This window comes from Faecalispora sporosphaeroides DSM 1294 (genome assembly GCA_000383295.1).
Taxonomy (GTDB): Bacteria; Bacillota; Clostridia; order Oscillospirales; family Acutalibacteraceae; genus Faecalispora; species Faecalispora sporosphaeroides.
This window is the reverse complement of the sequence record KB911072.1, coordinates 64,553-90,193: the sequence shown is the minus strand read 5'-3', so window position 1 is coordinate 90,193 and position 25,641 is coordinate 64,553. Positions and strand designations below refer to the sequence as shown.

Sequence of the window (25,641 nt, the reverse complement as noted above, 5' to 3'; positions counted from 1 at the left end):
CTACCGCGATAAAAAAGACCGGGAGGATTCCCGGTCTTCACAGTTCATGAATATTTTTATTCTGCCCGCCCTGCTTTTTTGACAGCAACACGAGTTCCTCTTTTTCTTTGACAGTCAGGGCATTTACCGTAGATCGTCAGGCTGTGGCGTTCAATTTCAAAGCCCGTCGCCTTCGCGAGCTGAAGCTCCAGCGGAGAAAGCGGGCAGTCGTCCAGCTTGATTTTTTTATTGCATCCGGTGCAGATCAAATAGTGGTCGTGGCCCTTGGCCAGCGCATAGCGGATCACGCCGTCCTCAAAATTGATTTTTTGCAGTACCCCGGCGGCGGTAAAGCGCTCCAGATTGCGGTACACGGTAGAAAGGGCCAGCTGGGGGAAAGAGGGCTTCAGCAAAACGAAAATATCCTCCGCCGAAACAGGATCCGGGCTGTTTTCCAGAAAGCGCAGAATCGCCCCGCGCTGTTTAGTGTTTTTCAGTTCTGCCATTTTGGTTCCTCCTTGCAAAAGAAAAGGAAATCTGCCTCTCACACTGCCAAACCGCTGCGCTGCTTTGCCCGCTGCGTACCGTGTGCCCGCAGGGCAAGCCGCTTCTGCAAATTGCGGCCACATGCCCGGGTGCCCGCTGGTTTGCGGGTCTGCCGTTTTGCGCGGTTCTGAGCGGTATACCTCCGCTTTACGGCAGGCTGAGAGAATCCGACTCTTTGTGTATGTAATCATAGCGCGGATTTGCAAAAAATGCAAGCGGACGCATATTCACTATTGGGAAATTTTCGTGTATAATATCCGCAGAGCAGATAGGATACCTTCAATTGAAAAGATGTACCGCAACGCCGCGCCTGTGGTATAATAGAACTGATTATAAAGAACAGACCGTTTTCCTGAAAAGAGACTTTCTCATTCAAAACAGTCGTTTTCTCCGGTACGCGGCGGAGAAGAAATCAGAGGTCTGCTTTAAAATAAAATTTATTATTGGTTGGAGGCTTTCGGCTTTGGAAAAAATATATCTGGACAACGCTGCCACCACCCGTGTGTGCGAGCAGGCGGCAGAGCGCGTGCTGTATGTGATGACACAGGCGTACGGCAACCCTTCGTCGCTGCATAGCATGGGCTTTGAGGCGGAGCGCGAGATGACCGCGGCCCGCCAGGCGGTTGCGGACAGGCTTTCGGTAAATTCCGCCGAGGTTTATTTTACCTCGGGGGGAACGGAGGCGAACAATATTGCCCTGTTCGGCGCCGTGAAACGCAACGGCAGACGCGGAAAGCGGATCGTTACAACAGCGGTGGAGCACCCCTCCGTTCTGCGTGTGATGGAGCAGCTGGAGCGGGACGGCTTTACCGTGGAATACCTGATGCCGGATGCCACGGGGCATATCTCATCGGAGCAGGTGGAGCGGGCCATTACCGGCGATACGATTCTGGTGAGCATGATGCTCGTGAATAACGAAACCGGTGTGCGCATGCCGGTGGAGGCGGCGGCGGAGGCGATTCGCCGCAGCAAATCCCCGGCGCTTTTGCATGTGGACGCGGTGCAGGCGTTCTGCAAGGTTCCCATCAAGCCCGCGCGCGTGGGGATCAATTTGATGACGGTTTCCTCTCACAAAATTCATGGGCCGAAGGGCGCGGGCGCGCTGTATGTGGCGGGGCAGAAGGATTTCCCGTCCAGAGCCTTCGGCGGCGGGCAGGAAAAAGAGGTGCGTCCCGGTACCGAGCCGCTGCCGGCGATTGCCGGGTTCGGCGCGGCGGTGCACGCCATGCCGCAGCCGCAGGAGCTGAACGCGCATTTTGAAACGCTTCGCACCGCTCTGCGTGAGCAGCTTGGCGGGCTTTCAGGCGTTGTCATCCATTCGCCGGAGGACGCGGTGCCTTATGTATGCAGCTTTTCAGTTCCGGGCATCCGCGCCGAAACGATGCTGCATTTCCTGTCCTCAAAAAACATCTATGTCTCGAGCGGTTCGGCCTGCTCCAGGGCAAAGCCGAGCCATGTGCTCACGGCCATGGGTCTTGCGCCCGAGCTGGTGGAATCCTCTTTGCGGGTGAGCTTTTCCCGCTTTACCACAACGGAAGAAATCGGCGCTCTTACGGCCGCACTCAGGCAGGGCGTGGAGCAGCTGGTGAAAAAATCTTAAGGAGTTTGTATGAGAGAGATCATTTTAATTAAGCTGGGCGAGCTGGTGCTCAAGGGGCTGAACCGAAAGAGTTTTGAAGCGTCGCTCGTTCGGAATATCCGCCACCGCATCAGTCGGTTCGGCAATTTCGATATTCGTGTGTCGCAGTCCACCATTACGATTTCCCCCAAAGGGGACGAAGATTTGGATGAGGTTGCCGAGAAGATCGGCAAAATTTTCGGTATTGCCGCGTTTTCGCGCGCGTGCGTGGCCGAAAAGAAGATGGAGTCGATCCTTTCCGCGTGCGGCGAGTATCTTTCCGGCGACCTGAACCGCGTGAAAACCTTTAAAGTGGAAAGCAAGCGCTCCGACAAGAGCTTTCCCCTGAAATCCCCTGAAATTTCTGCCGAGGTCGGGGCATATATAATGGAGAACTTTCCCCATCTGACGGTCGACGTTCACAATCCCGACCTGGTAGTAATGGTGGAGGTACGCGATTTTGGCGCGTACCTCCACGGGAGCTCCATGCCCGGCGCGGGCGGAATTCCCGTCGGCACGGGCGGAAAAGCGGCTCTGCTTATTTCCGGCGGCATCGACAGCCCCGTGGCGGCGTGGTGCATGGCAAAGCGCGGCGTGGAGCTGGTTCCCGTTCATTTTGCAAGCCCGCCCTATACCAGCGAGCGCGCGGAGCAGAAGGTGGTCGATCTGCTGACCAAGGTCAGCGACTATTCGGGCCGCATGATTCTTCGCGTGGTTCCTTTTGCGCATATTCAGGAAGAGATCATGGCGAAATGCCCCGAGGAGCTTTTCACGATCATCATGCGCCGCTTTATGATGCGCATTTCGGAGCGGATCGCGGTGGACAATGGCTGCGAGGCCCTCATTACCGGCGAAAGCTTGGGTCAGGTGGCCAGCCAGACGATGCGGGCCATCGCCTGCACCGAGGCGGCGGTGGATATGCCGGTGTTCCGGCCGCTGATCGGCATGGATAAAACGGAGATCATCGCGATTTCCCGCAAAATCGATACGTTTGAAATTTCGATTCAGCCATTTGAGGATTGCTGCACGGTGTTTACGCCAAAGCACCCGCGCACCAAGCCGAACCTGCATTTTGTGGAGCAGGCGGAGCAGAAGCTTGACACCGATGCGCTGATCGAGGAATGTGTTTCTCAGGTAAAGCTGGTCAAAATCGGATATTACCACTCGCCCGCCTGAAAAAAGCTTTGACGGGAACCGCAGTTTCCCCGCCGAAGGCGCGGGGAGAGTGCAGTCGCTTTTTTGATCAAATGAGATTACGATATCCGGGAAAATAAGGAGATGCCAATTTTATGAAAGCGGAAATCATATCAGTGGGAACCGAGCTGCTGCTCGGCCAGGTCATTAATACCGATGCTTCCTATGTGGCGCGGGCCCTGTCCGAGCTGGGGATCGATATGATGTTTTCCTGTACGGTGGGCGATAACAACGGTCGTTTGAAGGAGGCGCTCACCCGTGCGCTCGAGCGCAGCGACCTGGTCATCACCACGGGGGGCCTTGGCCCGACGGAGGACGACCTGACGAAGGAAACAATCGCCGAATGCGCCGGCGCGCCCCTTGTTCTGCACGAGGAGAGCATGGAGCGCCTGAAGGAGCATTTTAACGGCAGACATATGGGTCAAAATCAAATCAAGCAGGCGATGCTGCCGCAGGGCGCCACTGTTCTGCCGAACGACCGCGGCACCGCGCCGGGCTGCGCGGTGGAAACCAAAGAGGGCAAGATCATCATGATGTTCCCCGGCCCGCCGTCAGAGCTGATTCCCATGCTGCACAGCTACGGGATTCCGTTTTTGATGAAGCGCGAAAACGCGAGTATCTTTTCTATGAACGTGCATGTGTTCGGCCAGGGCGAGGGCGCCGTGGCGGAGATGCTCTCCGACATGACGGACGCCTCGAACCCCACGGTTGCCACCTATGCCAAAGAGGGCGAAATGTACGTGCGCGTCACCGCCAAGGCGGAAAACGCACAGAAGGCGGAGGAAATGTGCCGCCCGGTTGCGGAGCGCATCCGCGAGCGGATCGGCGACTGCGTGTACGGCATCAATGTCGACAGCCTGGAGCAGCTCGCCGTAAACCTTCTCAGTGAGAGAAAGATGACGATCGCGACGGCGGAGTCCTGCTCCGGCGGGCTCCTTGCCAAGCGGATTACCGATATTCCCGGCTCCTCCCAAGTGTTTGAGATGGGGGCGGTCACCTATGCCAACCGCATCAAAACGCTGCTGCTCGGCGTGCCGGAGGAACTGCTGGAGAAGCACGGCGCGGTGAGCGAAGAGGTTGCGGCCGCCATGGCCGAGGGCGTGCGGGAAAAGGCCGGCAGCGACATCGGCATCGGCATCACCGGTATCGCCGGACCGGACGGCGGCACCGAGGAAAAGCCCGTTGGCCTGATTTATGTGGGCCTCAGCGATCAGGCCGGCACAGTCGTGCGCAAGGTAAAGGTGTTCAGCCAGCGACGCCCCCGCAGCTATTACCGGTACACGGCGGCGTCCTTTGCGCTGGATATGGTTCGCCGCCGCCTGGAGGAGCTGCCGTTATGATGGATCTGAGAGCGCAGTTTAAGGCTGTGGACGCGGTGAGAAAGGGGATGCGCGGCGAGCTGCGCCACCTTTCGCCGGTTCCGTTTGTTCCGGAAAAGCCCCGGTACCCTGCCGGGCCTTCCCGCAAGCCCTTGCCGCGCTCTACGCCGGAGGCCCAGGGGGTCTCTTCGGCGTATCTGGAGCGTTTTCTCCGCGAGCTCGACGCCTGCCCGGAAATCAAGGTCCACTGCCTTGTGGTTCTGCGCCACGGCAAGCTGATCGCCCAGGCGAACTGGAAGCCGTACTCCGGCATTTACGCGCAGATGGTGTATTCGCTCTCCAAATCCGTCACCGCGATGGCGGTGGGCATGGCAGTTGAAGAGGGATTGTTTGCGCTCGATGACCGGATTGCCGAGCTGTTCGCCGATAAGCTGCCGCCCCCGCCGTTCCGCCGGCGCAGGGTGGAGCAGATCACCGTGCGCCATCTGCTGAACATGACGTCCGGCATCCGTTTTCATGAGGCGAACAGCGTGTTTGAGCGCGACTGGCTCAAATCCTACCTGGCGTCGGACTGCGCGTATGAGCCGGGCGAGAAATTTACGTATAACAGCATGAATTCCTACCTTCTCAGCGCACTGATCCAGCGAAAAGCGGGGGAAGGACTGACGGATTATCTGCAGCCGCGCCTGTTTGAGCCGCTGGGTATCGACCATGTGGTGTGGGAGCGCTGCCCCATGGGGATCGAGAAGGGCGGCTGGGGGCTGTTCCTGCGGCCCGAGGATATGGCGAAGCTGGGTCAGCTGTATTTGCAGAAGGGATTGTGGACGGTGGACGGCGAACCCCGCCGCCTGCTTTCAGAACAGTGGATTGCGGAATCCACCGATATGGGCATGCGTACCCTGATGGGCGAGCACGAAACGGCCTACGGTTACCACCTGTGGGAGTTTCCGATTCCGGGAGCCTACCAGTTTAACGGCGTGTTCGGCCAGTATGTGGTGGTGATCCCGCAGATTGACACGGTGATTGCGATCACGAGCGGCAGCCATGGCCTGTTTGTGGATAAAAGCGCCGAGGTCATCCGGAAGTATTTCGGCAATCAGGAGGCTTTTTCCGCGTTGCCGCTGCCGGTAAACATGGGCGCCGCCCGCGCCCTGAAAAGAACGGAGGCTTCGCTTGCGCTGTTTCCCGATACGATCCCGGTGCGCCGGCGGCGCACGCTGATAGAACGGATTGAACAGGCGCTGTTCCCGCAGCGTTCCGTACCGCAGCTCAGTGCGGACGCCAAATGGATCAACGGCCGCTCTTATAAGCTGGAAAATTTGTATGGCACCATACTGCCGTTTATCTTCTCTGTGGAGAAAGACAGCTTTCTGCCGCCGATTCAGCGGGTATCGTTTGCGTTCGCACCGGATTTCTGCACGATCGAGTTTTCGGACGGAGAGGAGCGGCAGACGATCCGCGCGGGGCTGGACGGCGAACCGCGACGCAGCGTGCTGAACATCAACGGCGAGGTCTACGTTACCGGCAACATGGCGCGCCTGACCCGCGACGAGGACGGCCGCCCGGTGCTGAAGCTGTATCTCTCTTTCCTCGAAACGCCGAATACCCGCGTGATCAAATTCATTTTCAGCGGGGAACGAATTTTGGTGCGTTTTCAGGAGATCCCGTCTGTCGATAACGCCTCAAAACTGCTGGCAAGCCTGCTGGGCAATTCCGGCGGCAATCTGGAGCGGCTTCTCACAGAGCGCCTCGGCGGCGAACGCGTGCCCGGCTACCTGCGCCGCATCGCCGTGCCGAAGGCCGGCGGCAAGCTGGATTTGGAAGCCAGCGAGTAAGCGGAGGCGCTGAAGCTGCTTTTATTCTTGGTTTATTGAAGATCGCAGGGAGTATGAGACACTGCGATCTGAGAAATATCAAAAGAGAAAGAGGCAGGGATATGAACTGCACCCCATTCGTTTTCAGTATATCATACTGTCTAACAACCGGGGTGCAGTTCATTTTAGGAAAAGACTCCTTTTTATTATTATGACGCGCAGACAAACCCGACAGTCCGCTTTTTTCGGCATCAAAGAGCTGACTGACAAAATACAGCAGGGGCTTTCCAATTTTGGAAAGCCCCTGCTGTATTTACTGGCTGTTAGTATCATTCAGAGGGACAAACTAGTCCACAATCATGCTTTCTCTTGTCATTTCCGCCTGCTGCGTCAAGCCGAGAATTTTGAGCATTGTGGGGGCGATATCCGCCAGCCTGCCGTTTTCGCTCAGCTTGCACAAGCTCGAAAAAGATGGCACACCTCTCTTTTTTATTAATTGCCACGGCGCTTCAGCAGATTGCAATTTAAGATTGCTGGGACAAATCTTTTAGTCGCTCTTTGCGGTTTTGCAGATTCAATGCAATACCAGCACCAAGAAGTATCCAAAAAACAGGCGCAACACTAACAACAGAATCATTAAATAGCCCGGCTCCCAAATAACCTGTTATGCCGAGGCAAATGGCAGAAGCCAATATCTCTCTCGGGAGGTATGTTTTCTTGAGTGCATATAAACGAATGCTGTCAAACAAATACAGGATGACGATTGTCAAAAATGCCAACAGCGCGATGCAGCCTTCACCCAGCAGTATTTGAAGATAAAGATTGTGGGGCTTATCCACCAACATGTTTGTGGTACCATACGCCCAGTATTTACCAAGCAGGTCGTTCTGCGGAAAATTCAGCACAAAGGTATCCGGGCCTGCCCCCAGCAGCAGATGCTTGGAAACCATCGGAAGGGAACGCGACCAGATGTAGCCGCGGGCAGAGCCGATTTTTTCCTTTCCTGCAAAACCAAAGGACGGCGGTGTTTCCAAGGAATCAATTTTCGCCGTTCCGGTAGAGTTAGTAAGCTGGAGGTTGTAATTAGAGTCGATTCGGAAGAAGAATTGCGGCTGGTTATCCACGTTAATGCACATACCAATTGAATTTCCATTTAACCCCATCGCCACAAAATTGACGCTGAGATTTTGGAATCGCTTGTCAGTGGTTCGAAAAGCGCCGTTTTTCTTCTCCATCTTCACAGTCTGCCCGTTTCCATCCTGAAAGGTGAGGTTTTCTTCTGTCAGATTCGCCTTTAAGGTATCTCCGCTTTGTGTCACAACGGTTGCGGTATGATTTTGCACCGAAACATCTTTTACAGGAAGCTTTGAAAGGTAATCGGCTTGCTTGCTGGTCTGAAAAACACTGATTATATCTGAAAAAAGTGTGGGAATACGAGCGAATAGCTGACCGTTGCTAGCAATATTAAGGCCAATAACAGCTACGAAAACAATCGCAATGCAAGAGAGAGAGAGTCTCCAATGTTTTATGATCATCTTTGCGAAAACAATCAGCCCAAAAATAAAAGCGACAGCAACGCCAATTAGCCCCGCTCTGGAAGTGCTGCCGATTAAAATCCAAAGTGCCGTCAGGGTAACACACCCAAGCAGAATTCTGGAGCGCCAGGATTTGGCGTTTAATGCAAGCACCAAAAAGATCGGCACGGTAATAGCGGCAAAACTGCCGGCATAATTCCAGTGATAAAAAGTGCCATAGAGTCTGCCGGATTCAGACATAGAACTTAAATTTGTGACTTTATCGTAATCCCACGGAGAAATTACTAAAGCCTTGCCAAGGCCGGTAAAAAGAAGATCATGCCCGATATATTGAAAAAAACCAATGACCGATGAAATGACAGTCGCAATCCCAAGAGCGACGACCAAATGCCGGGTATCCCTTTCTGTTCGGCAAACAGAAAAGGAATATAAAAACAGAATGATGTAGCAGCAGAGGATAACAGCGCCTTCCGCGCGGTCATGTATTCCCCAGAATGCGATAGACCGGTATTCTGAAAACACAGCGGAGAGCAGTGTGAGCAACATGAATACACCACTCGCGGCCAGGTAAGCGGGGGGGATTTGATCTGCCTTTTGGAATAATGTTTTACGAAAGAGTATACCAAACACAAAAATCAGAAGAATCACTATGAAAAGAAGAAACGCCTTTGACTGAGAAAAAAAATCACCGTAAGTTGCAAGGCCGATCAAAGGAACCTCGTCGGGATTCACATCAATGATGACGAGATGAACAAGCAGGGGGATGGCCACGATTGCTAAAAGTACGGGAATAAGGAGCCGGTTTTTTTCAGGTATGCCTGCCAAAGCACCGCCTGAAGGCAGGGGATTGACTGCTTGAGGTGCTTCTGTTGGTGCCTTTTTCTTGTTTGGAGTCATTTCCACTACACCTTTCGTATGGGGAAGCCCATAAAAATAAAATAGAACGTGATATGGTGAGGAGCTCATAACGCAGAGCGAATTTAATGGTCTCATGCCGAGGCGGGCATTTCATTTCGCTGCGATCCATCCTGAGAAATCTGTTAATCTGAAAGGGTTGTATTATTCGGTCGAATCTTATACAATTATAATCAAACAAAATCATAAAATATTTCTACTGGAGAATTAATATGATTAAAGAAAATCAGAAATTATTTAATATACTCTTTGCAATCATAGACGCCGCCCTGTGCGCCGGTTCGATGGTTCTCGCTTTTTTTGTCCATTTTCATAATTACCAGGGATATTATATCAGCCTGAATTATTACATTCAGGCTATGATATACATCATTCCGGTTTATTTTATCCTGTATCACTATCTGGATCTTCATAATTCTTTCCGGCACAAGTCCTTTTTGTTGGAGACCGGTAAGATTTTTCAGGCCAATTTTTTTGGTGTGATTTTTATTTTTGTGCTCATGTTCTTTTTAAAGGAAGTTCATGTGTCTCGTATGGTAATTCTGATTTTTGGAATGATTAATACAACGCTTTCCGTTATTAATCGTTTGATGATCAGAAAATCTCTTCGTCGTATGCGGGCAAAGGGCTATAATTTAAAGCATCTTCTTATTGTCGGCTGGAATGAAGTGTCGGCGGAATTTTATGATAAGGTTCAATCGAATCGCGGATTGGGATATGATTTCGTGGGGTACCTCAGTCCGGACAAAAAAGACGTTTCCGACAGGAAAATAAAATATGTAGGCGATTTTAGCATGCTCTCTCTTTTGCTGGAGAATAAAGGTGTTGACGAAGTGATTATTTCGCTGGAATGGAATGAATTTTCTGAATTAGGAAGCATCATTGAGATTTGTGAAAAAGCTGGAGTAAAATCCAATTTACTGCCTTTTTATACCAAATATCTTCCTGCAAAACCATATATTGATGAAGTGGAAGGCATACCACTTATCAATATTCGTAAAGTCCCATTGGACAACATGCTCAATAGCTTTGTGAAAAGGGTGTTTGACTGTAGTGTTTCCTTAGTCGCATTAATTTTGTTTTCTCCCATTTTGATGATTACGGCATTCGGGGTCAGGCTGACATCTCCAGGAGCAATTATTTATAAGCAGGAACGGGTTGGCAGAAACAAAAAAAGATTTAATATGTACAAATTTCGTTCTATGAAAACGGAAAGCGACGGTTCTGACGTGACTACCTGGGGAACAAAGGATGATGATCGGAGAACAAGATTTGGCGCGTTGATTCGGAAGTTGAGTATTGACGAGCTTCCACAGCTCGTCAATGTTCTTAAGGGAGACATGAGTTTAGTAGGGCCTCGACCGGAGCGCCCATACTTTGTGGACAAGTTTCGGGACGAAATTCCACTTTATATGCTGAAACATCTTGTCCGGCCGGGAATCACCGGTTGGGCGCAGGTGAACGGGTGGCGCGGGGATACCTCCATTGAGGAACGAATAAAATGCGATATTTACTACATAGAAAACTGGACCTTCCTTTTTGATATCAAAATTCTTTTCTTGACTGTGTTCAAGGGGATAGTTAACAATAGTGAAGAAATATGAAAATGCGATTTCATACCGGAGTCATTAGCAACGGCGACCCGTTGGATAAGCTAGAATAAGTTGCGCATAGCGGTAATCGCCCCCAACGGCCGGGTACCTGTATGGGAACAATGAACCGGAATGGCGTTGAAACTTCGCAACCGTGAATAAATGCGTTTTTTGTAACGGAACGTACGATTCTTTCTTTGAGCCATTGGGGCCAACTTCTTCTATGAATGTCTGAATACCAGTCATTTCATCGGGACTCCAATGGCTTTCTATATCTCCATCGGGTTGCGAACTTTATGTACGCAATGATAGTGATCAACTGTTATAAAGTTGAATAATTTGTTCTTTAACGGTGTTTAAATTGTATTTTGCCAGTGCATATTTCCAGTCAGTGAAGGATTCAGACTCCAAAAGATAGCGGATAATTTTTTCGGTGAGCTCCTGTTCCGTGTGAAATAGGAACTCTTTTTGATTTTCCACCAGATCTCGGTGCCCTTTGATATCACTAATGAGCACCGGAAGTCCGCATGCCATCGCTTCCATCACATTAAAGGGCAGCCCTTCTGTTTTACTGGAAGAAACAGCGACATCGCATATCGGATAGAGGTCTTCCATGTTTTGTACATACCCAAGAAAATGGATTCGATCTTCCATATGGAGTTCTTTTACCATATTGATACATTGCTCCAACAGTGCGCCGGTGCCTGCCAGCAGCAGGTGCGCATTTGGAGCCTCAGGGACAGCCTTTGCGAAAGCGCGAATCAGAACTTCCTGATTTTTTCGTCTCGAAAATTCTGCGGCGTACACCAACAAGAAATCTCTATCATGAAATCCAAGCTTTTTACGGCCTTGTAATTTCTTTTCAAGAGATACCGGTTGAAATTGCGAGGACTCAAACCCAATACCATGGATGAAATGAAGATGTTTTTTATAGAGGTGATGTTTCTGCGCAATTTTATAGTCTTCCTGATTCATTACCATGAGGACATCAGTGACATGCGCGCAGATTTTTTCCGGTAAAAGATAGATCCATTTTTTGATTCCGTCATTTTCATTGAATAAATATCCATGAACCGTACAGAAAACCTTTGGCCGCTTCCGGAGCAGTAAAACTGCTGCCCGTACTACAGCGCTGGCGAGTGCCGTATGGGTGCTGATCAACTCAAAATGTTGTTCCTTTAAAATCTTTCGTGCCAAAAAGATTGCTTTAATATTTTGCAAGCTGATAAGGCTTTTGGCAAACGGTAAGGCAACAACGCGATCTGCATAAGGAATGGAATCCTCTTCGTTGGCTGCGACCCATACTTCATAACCCTGATCGTGAAATGCTTTCAGATAGGGTAAGTGAAAATTCCGAATATGAGAGAGTGTGGATGCACAGTATAGAATTTTCCGCAATGGATTTTCCTCCTGTTTTTCATTCCTGTTTATTGTATCGTTTTCTCAGCGAAAACGCAATTGCATCATGCGGAGTCAGTGGCCGGCTGATTTAAATATTTGACTTGATCAGGCAAAACAATCTGAAACAACAGAAAGGGAGGAGGCCGATTGGCATCCTCCCTGAGTATCTATCTGGTATCTTCTAATGGTCAATCCACAATCATGCTTTCGCCCGTCATTTCCGCCGGCTGCGGCAAGCCGAGAATTTTGAGCATTGTGGGGGCAATATCCGCCAGCCTGCCGTTTTCGCGCAGCTTGCACGGGTAGCCGACCACGCAGAACGGGACGGGATTTGTGGTGTGTGCGGTAAAGGGCGAACCGTCCTCTTCGTACATCTTTTCGGCGTTGCCGTGGTCTGCGGTGATGATCGCGGTGCCGTGCATGCGCTCGATCGCGTCGATCACGCGGCCGACACAGGTATCAACGGCCTCAACCGCGGCTTTGGCTGCGTCGAATATGCCGGTATGTCCTACCATGTCGCAGTTGGCAAAGTTCAGAATAATCACATCGTACATGCCGCTGTCGATTTTCTCTACCAGAGCGTCAGTCACGGCGTATGCGCTCATTTCGGGCTGCAGGTCATAGGTGGCGACCTTCGGGGAATGAATCAGCACGCGGTCCTCGCCGGGGTATACGGTTTCTACGCCGCCGTTGAAGAAAAAGGTCACATGCGCGTATTTCTCCGTTTCAGCAATGCGCAGCTGGGTCATGCCCAGATTTGAAAGATATTCGCCCAGCGTGTTTTTCAGGCTCTGGGGATGAAACGCGACATCCACGTTCGGCATGGTGGCGTCATACTGCGTCATGCAGACGTAGGTCAGCGGGAAAAAGCCCTTTGCCCGGGGGAAGCCGGTAAAATCGGGGTCGACAAACGCACGGGTCAGCTCTCTGGCGCGGTCGGGGCGGAAATTGAAGAAAATCACGGAATCGTCTGTGGAAATCCGGCCCTCGGGCCCGCAGACGACCGGCATGACAAATTCGTCGGTCACGCCATCCTCATACGACTTGGCAACGGCGGCTGCGGGGTCGGAATTCTGTACGCCCTCGCCCAGCACCATCGCGTTGTACGCTTTGGAGACGCGCTCCCAGCGGTTGTCGCGGTCCATCGCGTAGTAGCGCCCCGCCACCGTCGCGATTTCGCCCACGCCGATTTCCTGCATTTTCGCAAGGCAATCCTCCACAAAGCCCTTGCCGGAGGATGGAGGGACGTCGCGGCCGTCGAGCAGTGCGTGAACATAGACTTTGGAAAGGCCGTTTTGCTTAGCCAGCTCCAGCAGCGCGTAGAGATGGCCGTTGTGGCTGTGAACGCCGCCGTCGGAAAGCAGACCGATCAGGTGCAGCGCCGTGCCCTTGGCTTTTGCGGCCGCCACTGCTTTGACAAGGGCGGGATTCTTGTAAAAATTGCCGTCCTCGATTTCCTTAGTGATGCGGGTCAGCTCCTGGTACACGATGCGTCCCGCGCCGATGTTGGTGTGGCCAACCTCGGAGTTGCCCATCTGCCCGTTCGGCAGGCCGACATTCAGGCCCGATGCGCCGATCTGGGAGAGGGGATTTTCGCGGAAGAGACGATCCAGATTCGGCTTTTTGGCGGCCATGATGGCGTTGCCGTACTCGGGGGCGATGCCAAAGCCGTCCAGAATCATTAAGATCAGAGGTTTTTTCATAACAGTTCTCCTTTGTGATACAGTTGGGGGTCAGCCCTCAGAAGCCGCGCGGACAATTTCCGCAAAATCTGCGGCTTTCAGCGACGCGCCGCCGATCAGGCCGCCGTCCACGTCGCCCTGCGCCAGCAGCTCCGCGGCGTTTTTGGCGTTCATGGAACCGCCGTACTGAATGGTAAAAGCGTCGGCTGCCGGTTTGCCGTAGAGCGCTGCGATTACGCTGCGGATGGCCCTACAGACCTCTCCCGCCTGCGCGGAGGTGGCGGTACGGCCCGTGCCGATGGCCCAGATGGGCTCGTAAGCAATGATGACGCGGGCGAGATCTTCCTTCGTTACGCCCAGCAGAGCGATTTTTGTCTGGAGTGCGACCAGCTCTTCGGTGACGCCCTGCTCGCGCTGCTCGAGCGTTTCGCCGACGCACAGGATCACGGAAAGCCCGGCGTCGAGCGCGGCGCGGATCCTTTTATTGACGGTCTGGTCGGTTTCGCCGAAATAGGTACGGCGCTCGCTGTGGCCGATGATCACATGGGAGACGCCGATGGAGGTGAGCATGTTTGCCGCGATTTCTCCGGTAAAGGCGCCGCTTTCTTCCCAGTGGCAGTTCTGCGCGCCGATTTGAATGTTTGTGCCCTTCGCGGCTTCGACCGCCGCGGGAAGATCGATAAACGGAACGCAGGCGACAACCTCGCACTTGGCATCCTTGACCAGCGGGGCGACCTCGGCCAGCAATGCCCTGGTCTTCTCGGGGTTTTTATTCATCTTCCAGTTTCCGGCGATGACAGCTTTTCTCAATTCTTTATTCATAGGAGTTTCATCCTTTCTAGTTTTGATCGGTATCGGAGCGACTCCCGGCAATGGAACGGCGGGGCGGCCCCGGTTAAAAAAAGGGCAGACCTCCGCCTGCCCCTTTTCTCCTCAGTTTTTATCGTTCAGGCAGGCAATGCCGGGCAGCTCCAGGCCCTCCAGGAATTCTAGAGAAGCGCCGCCGCCGGTGGAGATATGCGTCATTTTATCCGCAAAGCCGAGCTGCTCCACAGCCGCGGCGGAATCGCCGCCGCCAATGATGGAAACCGCGCCGCTTTCGGCCACGGCTTTCGCGACCGCCACCGTACCGGCCGCAAAGTTCTTCCACTCGCTCACGCCCATCGGCCCGTTCCATACCACCGTTCCAGCGCCCTTCAGGGCGGAGGTGAACAGCTCCTGCGTTTTCGGCCCGATGTCAAGGCCCATCCAGCCGTCCGGAATCTGGTCGGAATCGGCGATCTGATGGTTCGCGTTCTCGTCGTATTTGTCGGCGACCACGTTATCCAGCGGGATCAGGAACTTGACGTTCTTATCCTTGGCCTTCGCCATCATTTCCTGCGCGAGATCCAGCTTGTCGTCCTCGCAGATCGAGGTGCCGATGGAGTAGCCCAGCGCCTTCATGAAGGTGTAGGCCATGCCGCCGCCGATGATCAGTGTGTCCACCTTGTCCAGCAGGTTGCTGATCACGCCGATTTTATCCGAAACCTTCGCGCCGCCCAGAATCGCGATGAACGGGCGCTTCGGGTTTGCCAGAGCGTTGCCCATGACGGTGATTTCCTTCTGAATCAAGTAGCCGCATACGGCGGGCAGGTAGGCCGCCACGCCCGCGGTGGAAGCGTGTGCACGGTGCGCGGTGCCGAACGCGTCGTTGACGTAGATCTCTGCCAGAGAGGCCAGCGCCTTCGAGAATTCCGGATCATTTTTTTCTTCTTCCTTATGGAAGCGCACGTTTTCCAGAAGAGCCGCTTCGCCCTCCTTCAAGGAGGCGCAAATCGCCTTGGCGCTGTCGCCGATCACGTCCTTCGCCATCTGCACGGGCTGGCCGAGCACCTTTGAGAGGTATTCCGCCACGGGGGCCAAAGAATATTTGGGGTTGAATTCGCCCTTGGGGCGGCCCAGGTGAGAGCAAAGGATCACCTTAGCGTGATGGTCGAGCAGATAACGGATGGTTTTGAGCGCTTCATCGATGCGCTTGGGGTCCGAAATGTTTCCCTCGCCGTCAAAAGGAACGTTAAAGTCGCAGCGGACCAAAACGCGTTTGCCCGCAACATCAATATCTTCCACACTCTTTTTGTTCAGATAGTTCATAAGCTGCACTCCTTCATTTTTTATGATATATGGATTCTCTGTGAAGCAGATGGTCGATTTCGATTCCCGGCCGCAGGCGGGGAGAAAAACCATTGTTTGGGTCAACTCTTGGAACAACAAATGAGCGGTTCTCATCATCCGATCCGGCCGGATGGGGGCTGCCGATCAATATTGTTAAATTATTAATTATCCGATCCCATTTTATCCTATTTTTGCCGTGTTTTCAAGTGCGCGAACCAATATAAATTCGATTTGCGAAAAAAATCACCACGTAAAGCTGCGCGGGTGGCCAATGCGGGTCAAACGGGGGTAATCCCATTGGCGCAGCGCCTCGTATACGCCGATCGCCACCGCGTTGGAAAGGTTCAGGCTGCGCGCCTCCTCCAGCATGGGGATGCGCACAACGGAATCGGGATTTTGCCGCAGCAGCTCTTCCGGCAGCCCGGCGGTCTCTTTGCCGAACACCAGGTAGCTGTTGTCCGGGTAAGAAACCTGCGTGTGGGTGCGCGGCGCTTTGGTCGAAAAATAGAAAAAATCACCGGTATTTTGTTTGAAGAAATCGGACAAAGTAACGTAGTAACGAATATCGAGCAAATGCCAGTAATCCAGCCCAGCGCGTTTGAGTTTTTTGTCGTCGATGGTAAAGCCCATCGGCCCCACCAAATGCAGGGTAGCTCCGGTTGCGGCGCAGGTGCGCGCCACGTTGCCCGTATTCTGGGGGATTTCCGGTTCTACCATAACAATGTTCAGGGTTGCCATGATTCGGGGTATCCTTTCGGGTTTCGTTTGGGAATAATTGTCGTTTGTCATACCAATCATAATCCAAGCGGGGCGAAAAGTCCATCTATAAATTGCAAATCCATCGTTAAAAAATGAAAAGCCGCGTCCCTTCCGCCGCGGGCGGGAGAGCAAACAGGCGATCCGCGCAGGTGCGCAAAGCAGATGATCTATTGCAAAGCATTTGGAAAAGCTCAATATGAAAATTGGTTTTGCCATAATCTTTCTGATTATCTATGGAATGTGGAGGGAATAAATAATGTTGGGTCTGAAAATGATCTACACCATATGGAGGGTATGCGATATGTATAACGAAACAAAGGGATTTGTAAAGGGCATAAGTGCGGGGCTGGTGGCCGGCCTGGCAGTAGCCAGCGTCAGCAGCAAGGCGATGAAAAGCAACCGTCAGCTCAAGCGTACCGCGGGCAAGGCGATGCGCAAAGTGAATGGTGTGCTGGATAACATGGAGTATATGTTCAAATAAACACGGCCCAGGCACGGCTGCCGTAAAACGGATGTGAAATTTCGCACCGTTTTACGGCAGCTTTCGTTTTGGGAAAATATGCGAAAAACCGGCACGATTCCCTTGCCAAAGACTTTTGAATCAGATAAACTACTCAGTAGAAGACGCGCCCGCCGCGGGTGGAAGGCGCGGATTTACATCGGATCGGGCGGACGGCCCGGCCTTGGGAGGATTTCGAGCCATGCAGGTTTCGGAGCACGAGATATTGACGATTTACAGGAAAGGATATAGCGCCCTTACCTCTTTGCACGGGGCGCTGTATCAGGCGCGCCGCGATTTTTTTCGGGACGGTGTACATAAAAAAGGGCGCATTTCAGACCAGGAGGACGGAATGCAGGTGCAGCTGCGCTATGCAATCTCTGGGGGGAGCTTTGTCTGGGAGAAGCACAGCGATCGCCGCCTGACCGAGCGGGCAAGCTCCATACCGGGCGGTTGGGCCCTTTCTTTTTATAATGAAAACGGAGGCGTGCGCAGCCGTACCGAATACGACGGGGAGCATCATCTGCGGCGCGCGGAGTATTTCGCGCCCGGCGGCGAAGTGCAGGAGTCTCTTTCCATAATAGCGGAGCACCCCGACGAGCTGTTGTGGACGCGCCGGCAGGCAAACGGAGAGCAGACCGAAACGGTTCTGCGCGCCTGCCCGGTTCAAATGGGCACGGCGGAGCAGGCGATGATCGATTCCGAAGCGGGTGAGCCGCAGATTCTCGCGGCAAGGCTGGACGGCGACTTCTGCTACTGCACGGAGGAGGAATATTGCCGGCGCGACGAGCTGCGGGAGCGGCTGGGCAGCGGCGCGATTTCGACCATCCCTGTGTTCGTACCGGACAAGCCCTTGCCCGAACCGGCGGACGCGCAGGAAGAAGAACGCGCGCAGGAAGAAGCGCTTCCCCCGGTTTTGCCGCAGCCGCAGGAGATTGCGGTTTCTGATTTAATGGAGCAGATTCAGAAAATGGAAGAAAAATTGGGTATGGTTCGGGGCCGTTTATGTGCCGAACCGGAAAAAATGCAGAATTTTCCAAAAAAAGAATCCACCCAGCCGGATGTTCCCAAGCTGGCCGGCGAACTGCGTTCGGAGCCGCCCGGGGGGCGCGCAGCTGCCCGCTACACGGTGGCAAAACGCGGGGCGGACGGTGCCGTCCGTGCGCCGGGTCTTTGTTCCGGAGTGCATCCCGTGCCGCCGGAGGCCGCCGAGGAAATCCCGCGTGCGGTGCAGTCGATCGTCCTCAGCCAAACGGAGCGCTACCGCTATTTCGGCGAGATGCTGGATGGCCTGCGCCACGGCCGGGGCCGCACGGAAATGCCGGACGGCAAAACCGCGTATGAGGGCACCTATTCCCGCGGCAGGCGCGACGGCCTGGGCGCTTACTACTACAAAACGGGCCGCCTGTGCTATGCGGGCGCATGGCGAAACGACCGCCGCGAGGGCGCGGGAGTCGGCTTTCGGCCGGACGGCGGCAGCCTTTACGCGGGCACCTGGCGGAACGACCGCCCCGGCGGCTCCGGCGCGGTGATTGGCCCGGACGGCTCCGTCTGCTACGCGGGCGCGATTGAAAACGGGCGGCGCCACGGCGTGGGGGCCAGCTTTCACGCCAAAGACGGCGCACTGCTGGTCGCCCGGTGGCAAAACGGCATCCCCTGCGGCGGCGTCACGCTGTTTGATGCCGAGGGCCGCATCCGCTATACCGGCCGGTGGCAGAACGGGGAGCGCCACGGAATGGGCACCTCTTATTCCGCCGACGGGCAAATCGAATTCACTGGCCAGTGGCAGAACGGCGAACCGGTTTCAGGGATTTATTATGAAAACGGCCTGCCCGCGCGTGCGCTTTCACCAGAAAAATACCAAGAAAGCGATGGAAAGAAAAAAGACAGAAAAATGTAATAATTCATAAATTGTTAACATTTCGTCTATGAATTGGACATAACTGATTTTGCCAAGGAAAATCCTGAGAAATCCAGGCGTACCAAGGCTTTGCGGGGTGTTAAAATTTCGAAAAAAGGCAAAAATGTCCTTGACATTCTGTCCCTCATCCCTTATAATTCAACTAAACATATAAGCGGTGTGGCTGTTTGTTTCTTACGAAACGCTGGCTGCTTCCGCTTGTCCCGGGGGGCGAAACCCGGGGCTGCCATGTATGTTTACGTTTCATAAGCACAACGCAAATACGCACAACAAAACAAATTTTTAAGGAGGACTAAAAAGGATGAACAAAACCAAAAGCAAAGTTTTGTCACTGATCCTGGCTTCCGCCATGGTCGTGTCTAGCTTTTCTTCCCTGAACTTTGCATCCGCTGCTACCAGAACCGAAACTGGTACTCTCCATCTGGAGACCGGTGCTGGCCATGTTCTGAACGAAGACAAAGAAGCATTTCTGGTAAGCCAAGATTCTAAGAGCGATAGAGTTCCCGTCGAAGACATTCTTGGCAACGTCACCGTAGAAACCTACGACAACGAGGATGCTTCCGATGTGGAGTTTGACAAAGCCTCTCATGTTTCAGGCGACAAGATCCTGAGCGTTGAAAAAGATGGCGATGATTACTATTTCGTTGTTAGAGGTAATGCTTCTGGTAAAGAAGTGTTGAACATCCGCTACACTGCGACCTACGACCGCGACGACAAGGAGTATACCGTAAGAGCCGATAAGGACATTACTGTGTACTGCGACGAAGCAGGCGAGGTGTTTCTCGGCGAAGCCGATGAAGCTACCGGTGTAACCGACAGACCTGATGATGTACCGAAGGCTGCGGTCAACCAGAAGTATCTGGACATCGGTGCCTACTATGCGGTTCCTCAAGGCAGTGCTACGAATCTTCAGAAAATCAGAGCTTCTTATGCTGCTCTGGATTTGACAACTGTTAAGGGCGAAGATGGTGTGACTCCCGTTTACAGCACAACATCCGGTACTGTAACGAGCGTGATTGAAGATAGTCTGGATCTGAAAAATTCCAGTAAAATCTTTGAGAAGGTTGTGTTGGCGAACACAACTGTAACTACTGGTTCTACTCTTGACGCAGACGTTACGAATGGCGGACCGATTTCGAGCAACACGATTCGTCTGGTGACGGAGTTCGAGGGACAGGAACCCAAAGCCGCTCCCAATCAGAGTGAACGTGGTAAATCCGCGAAGTTGCTGTCTACTGGCAACAATACCCTCGAAATCAAGTTGGGTAAAGTAGTTGCTGATGGATCTAAGTATGATGATATTGACAGCTCTCAGCAGGACATCAAGGTATATGCGGAAAAGAAATACGACGCTAACCTGAGTCTGAATGATGGTTTCACTCCGGTATCAGCAAATTGGGAAATCAATAAGAAGAGTGGCAAGACCTATCTGGTCAAGGCTGGTTTGGATTGGGACAGCAGTGACGCGTTCAAAGATAGCAAAAACGCTCTCGATGGTGTTGTTTCCGTTGGTTCCTATGACAAGATCGTTGTCGGTGATGACAGCGTAAAAGTACTGGGTGGAACGATCGGCAATTTGGAAGCTGGAAATGGCTCTATTATCGTTGAAGATGGTACAACCGGTGATCTGAAAGCTAAAACGGTTGAGGTACAGGACGGTTCTGTTGGTACCATTAAAGATAAGGCAGAACAGATTACCATTTCCGGTGGTAAAGTAAAAGCAATCGACGCAGACAAGGCTGCAGCTGTCATTGAAGGCGGCGAGATCAGTGGTAATGTTGATGTCGATAACATCCAGATCGACGCAGAGGATGACGATATCGACACTGTGATCAGTGGCAATGTGACCGCGGACAATGATGATGGTGTTGATAATGCGATTGAAGTTGATGCTTCCAGCGACGCTACTGTTACCGTTAAAGGTACGCTTAAGGGCGAAAATGGTGACATTAAGCTGGCTGGCGACAACGTTACTCTGGGCAATGTAGATGTCGATTATGATAACAATTTGATCTTGGAAGACTTCTCTGGCACTATTAAGGCCGTGATCAACGGTGGCGATGATACCACTGTGGAAGCAAACGGTGAAACAGTTGTTACCATTGGTGGCAAGCTGAGTGTTGACTCTTTGGAGATCGAAGAAGATTCTAAAGTAACTGTTTCTGAGGCCAATCTTGGCGCGATCAGCGGTGAAGGCCAGTTCGCATTCCCCGCAGGTAAGCTGTACGTTGAGGGCGGTATCGATGATGCCACCAAGCTGGTTATTACAGATGATCTGGCTGTTGGCACAACTGCCTTTACTTCTGGTGAAGGTTCTGTAGACGGAGAAGACTTGAACACAGTAGGCTATACTCTGGAGACAAAATCTGCAAATAGCTCCACTGATAAGCATGTGATTACTTCTGTGAAATTTGCTGGTGTAAAGTTCGATAAAACTGACCTGAGAATTGCTAAGGGCCAGTCCGAAACTGTTACTGTTGCAAATTATCCTGCTGGCACAGCTCTGCCGGCTGGCTATACTGTTGAGTGGGATGTTGATGTAAACGACGATTACATCACCGTAACCACTGAGGGCAATGTAGCTACCGTGAAGGCTGTTGATTACAATGCTGACCGTGCAGTTGACAATCAGGGTACCATTTCTGCTACTGTCATTGACGAAGATGGCTACGAGGTTGAGGATCTCCTCACAGCTTCTATCAACGTAACTGCGATTGAGAAGCCCGATTCCAAGGTAACTCTGGACACCACCAAGCCCGTAACTCTGGGCACCGGCGCTGTGTACCAGTACATTGCGAAGTCCTCCTCCGGCGCGGTTCTGACCGCTACTTCTTCCGATACTCAGATCGCAACCGTTGAGCTGTTCAACGCTGCTGATCCCCGCGGCTACAAGTTCCAGGTTAAGGGCGTTGCTGAGGGTACTGCTACCATCACCACAACTGATGCTAACGGCGCTACCGCAACTCTGGCTGTAACTGTAGTAAAGGTAAACGGCACACTGAAGGCTGATACTACTTCTTACACCTTTGCTCCCGGCAAAGTGTACGATGTGAAATTCTCCACCACCGGCACAACTGCTGTTCCGGTTGTTACCGTAAATGGTAAGGTTGTTTCCATCGCTCCCCGTGGCAACGGCGTGTACAGAGTAACAGCTCAGAACCCCGGCACTGCTTTTGTAGTGGCTAAGGTTGGCAACACCCATGTATCCGTTAAGTTTGTTGTCGCCAATGGCGCAGCTTCTGTCGGTGTAAAGGGCAACAACGTTTCCACCCTGAAGTAATTAAGGGTTCATAACGAACTGAATCATTTCTGTTAGCTGTATTTGCGTGGCGGCGGTTTGGACTTCATCTTCCAGACCGCCGCTTTGTGCGTATCTGCGCGAAACGTGACAAAAGGAGGGACACGGCGACTGCCGTGTCCCTTTCTTTATGCTCGCAGATTGAGTTTGAATCTATGCTTCATCGAGTTTATCAAACAGAAACTAACTTCGCGCCGGGGTAATACCACTCGAGGATTTGCTTGTAGTCGGAGCCGTGCCGGGCCATGTATTCCGCCCCGGCCTGGCTCATGCCCACGCCGTGCCCGTAGCCTTTTACGGAAAAGGTGAATTTATCGTTGGCGTAAGTGACCGTGTAATTTGCGGAGCGCAGGCCGAACGCCGTGCGAACCTCGCCGCCCTTCACGGTTTTGCCGCCGAGCGTTTGGTTCTTTACGGAGCCGGAGGAGGTTCGCTCCGCCTTACCGAACCATTTGGAAGGGTCGCCGTTCAAAGAAATGCCCCATTGCTTCTGCGATGCCTGCTGTACCTGCTGAGGGGCTAACGCGACGGTGGTGCTGTAACCGCTCGCGTACAGGTCGCCGGGGCTTGCAACCGGCACCAGGTAGCTGTAATCGCCGCCCCAAATGTCTTTAGCGGCTTCGGTATTACCGGAAGAGATGGCATAGTACGTTGCGCAGATCAATTGGCCGTCCTCTTGCAGCGTTTGTCCGTAAACCGCGTCCGCTACCTTTTCAAGAGTTTGGTAGTAGGTGTCGAATTTGCCGCCCCAGCGCTTTTGCATTTCCGCTTTGGTGGTGTAGAGCTTCCAGCCGGATATGTCCGCCGAAAAATCCGCGCCCTTGAGAGAGGCGTCCGGTTTCTCCTTCTGCTGCGTCCGCAGGCGGCTGTAATAGGTGTAGGCGCTCACTGCCTGCGCTTTCAGGGCTTCGATCGGGCTTTCGGGAGACATCTCTGTCGCAACGGCTCCGTAGAGGAATTCCTTGTCGTCCACGGTCAGCACTTCACCGGTAGGCTCATCCAGTATCTTAAAAACGGCGGATGTCCGCGTGCTCTCTTGGCTGGCCGCGGACTGCGGCGCGGGCGGCCTGTTCTCCGCTGCGGAAGATGTGGGCGGCCCGGATTCTTTGTCCGGTATCTTTGCGCCCAGCGCGATCAGGGGGATCAGCAGCAGCAGTAAGAATAAAATCATGCACCATGCGGTTTTTCCTTTCATACGGGCTCCTTTCCCCGCAAAGCGGTCGCCTGTATTGACTTTGCGGGATGCGTGATATAAAATGGGTCATAGGTTTGAAAGACTGCCAAAACGGGGGACATCGCTGCGCGACCGCCGAACAAGATGAGAAAGGGCCAGAAAGCATGATGAAGAAAATGTGGATCGCGTTTGCGGTCGCATGTATTTTGGCGATACCGGTTCGCCTGTATCAGCTGATGAACTTTGTAGACAGTAAGACAGGATTTTTTACGGATGGGAACGTGACGGCGGGGATTGTATCCGCCGCGCTGATTTTGGGCTGCGCGGGGATTCTGCTGCTCTCGCACCGGGAGAAGTCCATTTCGTTCACCTTTGGGGATTTGTCCGGATTTCCGGCCGTGATTTTCGGCGGACTCAGCGGCGCCGCGCTGCTGATCTATTCGCTGCGCCAGCTGATGCTGGTCGCCGCCGGGCGCGACACCTGGTACGACGACACGCTGGAGCAGCTGCCGATCTGGGTGCAGCACCCGGGCCTTTACGGGGCGCTGGGGCTGCTTGGGGCACTGGCGGCCATCAATTTTCTGGTGCTCACCTGGGGCCTGGCCGTGGGGAGAAATCCCTATGCCGCGCTGCCGGCCGGCGCACTGATGGTGCCGCTGTGGTCCTGCCTTGATTTGACGGTGATGTTCGTCAGGTACACCGAGGTGGTCAACACGATCGAGAGCCTGTATTCCATGTTTATGGTGATTTTTTTGCTCCTATGCCTGTTTGCCGAGTCCCGATTTTGGGCGGGTGTGGACGACCTGCGCAGCCGCAGGCTGATGGTGTCTGCCGGCATGTGCTACGGCCTGCTGGCGCTGACCGTTACGGTGCCGAATATTTTAATGTACGCCATGGGCCGTGGGGAGTTCTGCTCCATGAGCATGGAGAGCAGCGTTTTGTACCTGGTGATCGCATTGTTTTTGCTCACGCTGGGTGTAAAGCTGACCTGCATGGGGAATGCTGATGCCAGATATGAAAAAAAGAGTTTTAATTAGTTAAAATTTTCCCAAAGTCTTGTAATATTCCCGAAAATCATATAAAATAATGGTAAGACAAGGAAAGCTTTAAATCGATTTTAGGAGGTTGTACTATGTCTATTAAAATTGGCATCAACGGATTTGGCCGTATCGGCCGTCTGGTCTTCCGTGCGGCGGTTGCACAGCCGGATGTATTCGAGATCGTCGGGATCAACGATCCCTTTATCGACCTGAACTACATGGTGTATATGGTAAAATATGACACGATGCATGGCAGATTTGAGGGCGAAATCGGCACACAGGACGGTAAGCTGCTGGTAAACGGCAAGGCGATCAACGTTCACGCGGAGAAAGACCCCGCAAATATTCCGTGGGGTGCTGACGGCGCGGAGTATGTGGTGGAATCCACCGGTGTGTTCGCCACAAAAGAAAAGGCTTCGGCACACATTGCTGCGGGCGCAAAGAAGGTTGTTATTTCCGCCCCCGCTAAAGATGATACCCCCACTTTTGTGTGCGGTGTCAACCTCGATGTCTATACCTCCGACATGACGGTCGTTTCCAACGCGTCCTGCACTACCAACTGCCTGGCGCCGCTGGTGAAGGTCATCAACGACAAGTTCGGCATTGCGGAAGGCCTGATGACGACGGTTCACTCCACCACAGCAACTCAGAAGACCGTAGACGGCCCCTCCTCGAAAGACTGGAGAGGCGGCAGAGCGGCTTCCGGCAATATCATTCCCTCCTCCACCGGCGCGGCGAAGGCTGCGACTCTGGTCATCCCCGAGCTCAAGGGCCGCTTGACCGGCATGTCCTTCCGCGTTCCCACCCTCGATGTGTCTGTGGTCGACCTGACCTGCCGTCTGGAGAAATCCGCCACATATGAGGAGATCTGCGCGGCGGTGAAGGATGCCTCCGAAAACGAGATGAAGGGTATTCTGGGCTATACCGAGGACGCGGTTGTATCCTCCGATTTCCTGGGCGATCCCCGCACCTCCATTTTCGATGCGGAAGCGGGCATCATGCTCAACCCGAATTTCGTCAAGCTGGTTTCCTGGTACGACAACGAGTGGGGCTACAGCAACAAGGTGCTTGACCTGATTTCCCACATGTTCAGCGTCGATCATAAATAAAAACCGCATGGGTAAGCCAAATTCTGGTACTACAACAGAATATCGGTAATTGTGTTTTGTTTCTTCTGGTGCGATAAGTTCCACTGAATTGAGAC

18 protein-coding genes are annotated in these 25,641 nt (G+C 53.0%); 10 read left to right on the top strand and 8 right to left on the bottom strand.

Annotated features, from left to right (window positions below; genetic code table 11):
* Positions 1–56: 56 nt before the first annotated feature.
* Positions 57–485: a Fur family transcriptional regulator gene (locus G340_RS16765; protein ID WP_020073974.1), complete on the bottom strand. Its 429-nt coding sequence runs from the start codon at positions 483–485 to the stop codon at positions 57–59.
* A 503-nt stretch (positions 486–988) separates the two neighbouring features.
* Here G340_RS16765 and G340_RS0112425 point away from each other — a divergent pair.
* The 4 genes from G340_RS0112425 to G340_RS17270 all read left to right on the top strand — a co-directional run bounded on the left by G340_RS0112425 (position 989) and on the right by G340_RS17270 (position 6,491).
* On the top strand, positions 989–2,125 hold the full coding sequence (locus tag G340_RS0112425; RefSeq protein ID WP_020073973.1) for a cysteine desulfurase family protein: 1,137 nt from the start codon (positions 989–991) through the stop codon (positions 2,123–2,125).
* Positions 2,126–2,134: 9 nt separating this feature from the next.
* On the top strand, positions 2,135–3,319 hold the full coding sequence (gene thiI, locus G340_RS0112420) for a tRNA uracil 4-sulfurtransferase ThiI (RefSeq protein WP_020073972.1): 1,185 nt from the start codon (positions 2,135–2,137) through the stop codon (positions 3,317–3,319).
* A 113-nt stretch (positions 3,320–3,432) separates the two neighbouring features.
* Entirely contained in the window at positions 3,433–4,677 is a 1,245-nt protein-coding gene (locus tag G340_RS0112415; RefSeq protein WP_020073971.1) for a competence/damage-inducible protein A, read from the top strand.
* Positions 4,674–6,491, top strand: a complete 1,818-nt coding sequence (locus G340_RS17270) for a serine hydrolase domain-containing protein (RefSeq protein WP_020073970.1) — start codon at positions 4,674–4,676, stop codon at positions 6,489–6,491. Before G340_RS0112415 ends, G340_RS17270 begins: the two co-directional genes overlap by 4 nt.
* A gap of 503 nt (positions 6,492–6,994) precedes the next feature.
* Here the strand turns inward: G340_RS17270 and G340_RS0112400 are convergent.
* A complete protein-coding gene (locus G340_RS0112400; protein WP_020073968.1) occupies positions 6,995–8,902 on the bottom strand; it encodes an O-antigen ligase family protein in 1,908 nt (635 codons plus the stop codon).
* 230 nt (positions 8,903–9,132) lie between these two features.
* On the opposite strand from G340_RS0112400, the gene G340_RS0112395 reads away from it, so the two are divergent.
* Positions 9,133–10,524, top strand: coding sequence for an undecaprenyl-phosphate glucose phosphotransferase (locus G340_RS0112395; RefSeq protein WP_020073967.1), 1,392 nt, complete (start codon positions 9,133–9,135; stop codon positions 10,522–10,524).
* Positions 10,525–10,827: 303 nt separating this feature from the next.
* Here G340_RS0112395 and G340_RS0112390 read toward each other — a convergent pair whose 3' ends face one another.
* From G340_RS0112390 to G340_RS0112370, 5 genes are all read right to left on the bottom strand, one after another.
* Entirely contained in the window at positions 10,828–11,910 is a 1,083-nt protein-coding gene (locus tag G340_RS0112390; RefSeq protein WP_020073966.1) for a glycosyltransferase, read from the bottom strand.
* A gap of 191 nt (positions 11,911–12,101) precedes the next feature.
* Positions 12,102–13,616, bottom strand: a complete 1,515-nt coding sequence (gene gpmI, locus G340_RS0112385) for a 2,3-bisphosphoglycerate-independent phosphoglycerate mutase (protein WP_020073965.1) — start codon at positions 13,614–13,616, stop codon at positions 12,102–12,104.
* A 30-nt stretch (positions 13,617–13,646) separates the two neighbouring features.
* The gene (gene tpiA / locus G340_RS0112380; protein ID WP_020073964.1) at positions 13,647–14,417 is read right to left on the bottom strand and encodes a triose-phosphate isomerase; all 771 of its coding nucleotides are present in this window, start codon (positions 14,415–14,417) and stop codon (positions 13,647–13,649) included.
* Positions 14,418–14,528: 111 nt separating this feature from the next.
* Entirely contained in the window at positions 14,529–15,725 is a 1,197-nt protein-coding gene (locus tag G340_RS0112375) for a phosphoglycerate kinase (RefSeq protein WP_027103997.1), read from the bottom strand.
* Positions 15,726–15,989: 264 nt separating this feature from the next.
* Positions 15,990–16,484 carry a tRNA (cytidine(34)-2'-O)-methyltransferase gene (locus tag G340_RS0112370; protein ID WP_020073962.1) on the bottom strand — a complete coding sequence of 165 codons (495 nt, stop codon included), beginning with the start codon at positions 16,482–16,484 and terminating at the stop codon, positions 15,990–15,992.
* 322 nt (positions 16,485–16,806) lie between these two features.
* Here G340_RS0112370 and G340_RS16755 point away from each other — a divergent pair, with 322 nt between their 5' ends.
* The 3 genes from G340_RS16755 (at position 16,807) to G340_RS16750 (ending at position 22,205) form a co-directional block, all read left to right on the top strand.
* A complete protein-coding gene (locus G340_RS16755) occupies positions 16,807–16,986 on the top strand; it encodes a hypothetical protein (RefSeq protein ID WP_009062021.1) in 180 nt (59 codons plus the stop codon).
* 220 nt (positions 16,987–17,206) lie between these two features.
* Positions 17,207–18,904 carry an MORN repeat-containing protein gene (locus G340_RS0112360; RefSeq protein WP_020665330.1) on the top strand — a complete coding sequence of 566 codons (1,698 nt, stop codon included), beginning with the start codon at positions 17,207–17,209 and terminating at the stop codon, positions 18,902–18,904.
* A gap of 322 nt (positions 18,905–19,226) precedes the next feature.
* Complete coding sequence (locus tag G340_RS16750) at positions 19,227–22,205, top strand: Ig-like domain-containing protein (protein ID WP_020073960.1); 2,979 nt, start codon at positions 19,227–19,229, stop codon at positions 22,203–22,205.
* Between the two features lie 190 nt (positions 22,206–22,395).
* Here the strand turns inward: G340_RS16750 and spoIID are convergent, their stop codons facing one another.
* Positions 22,396–23,394, bottom strand: coding sequence for a stage II sporulation protein D (spoIID, locus tag G340_RS0112330; RefSeq protein WP_326522397.1), 999 nt, complete (start codon positions 23,392–23,394; stop codon positions 22,396–22,398).
* A gap of 167 nt (positions 23,395–23,561) precedes the next feature.
* Here spoIID and G340_RS0112325 point away from each other — a divergent pair, with 167 nt between their 5' ends.
* Positions 23,562–24,434, top strand: coding sequence for a hypothetical protein (locus tag G340_RS0112325; RefSeq protein WP_020073958.1), 873 nt, complete (start codon positions 23,562–23,564; stop codon positions 24,432–24,434).
* A gap of 95 nt (positions 24,435–24,529) precedes the next feature.
* Positions 24,530–25,546 (top strand): type I glyceraldehyde-3-phosphate dehydrogenase, encoded by a 1,017-nt coding sequence (gap, locus tag G340_RS0112320; RefSeq protein WP_020073957.1) that lies wholly within the window; start codon positions 24,530–24,532, stop codon positions 25,544–25,546.
* The last annotated feature ends 95 nt before the right edge of the window (positions 25,547–25,641 follow it).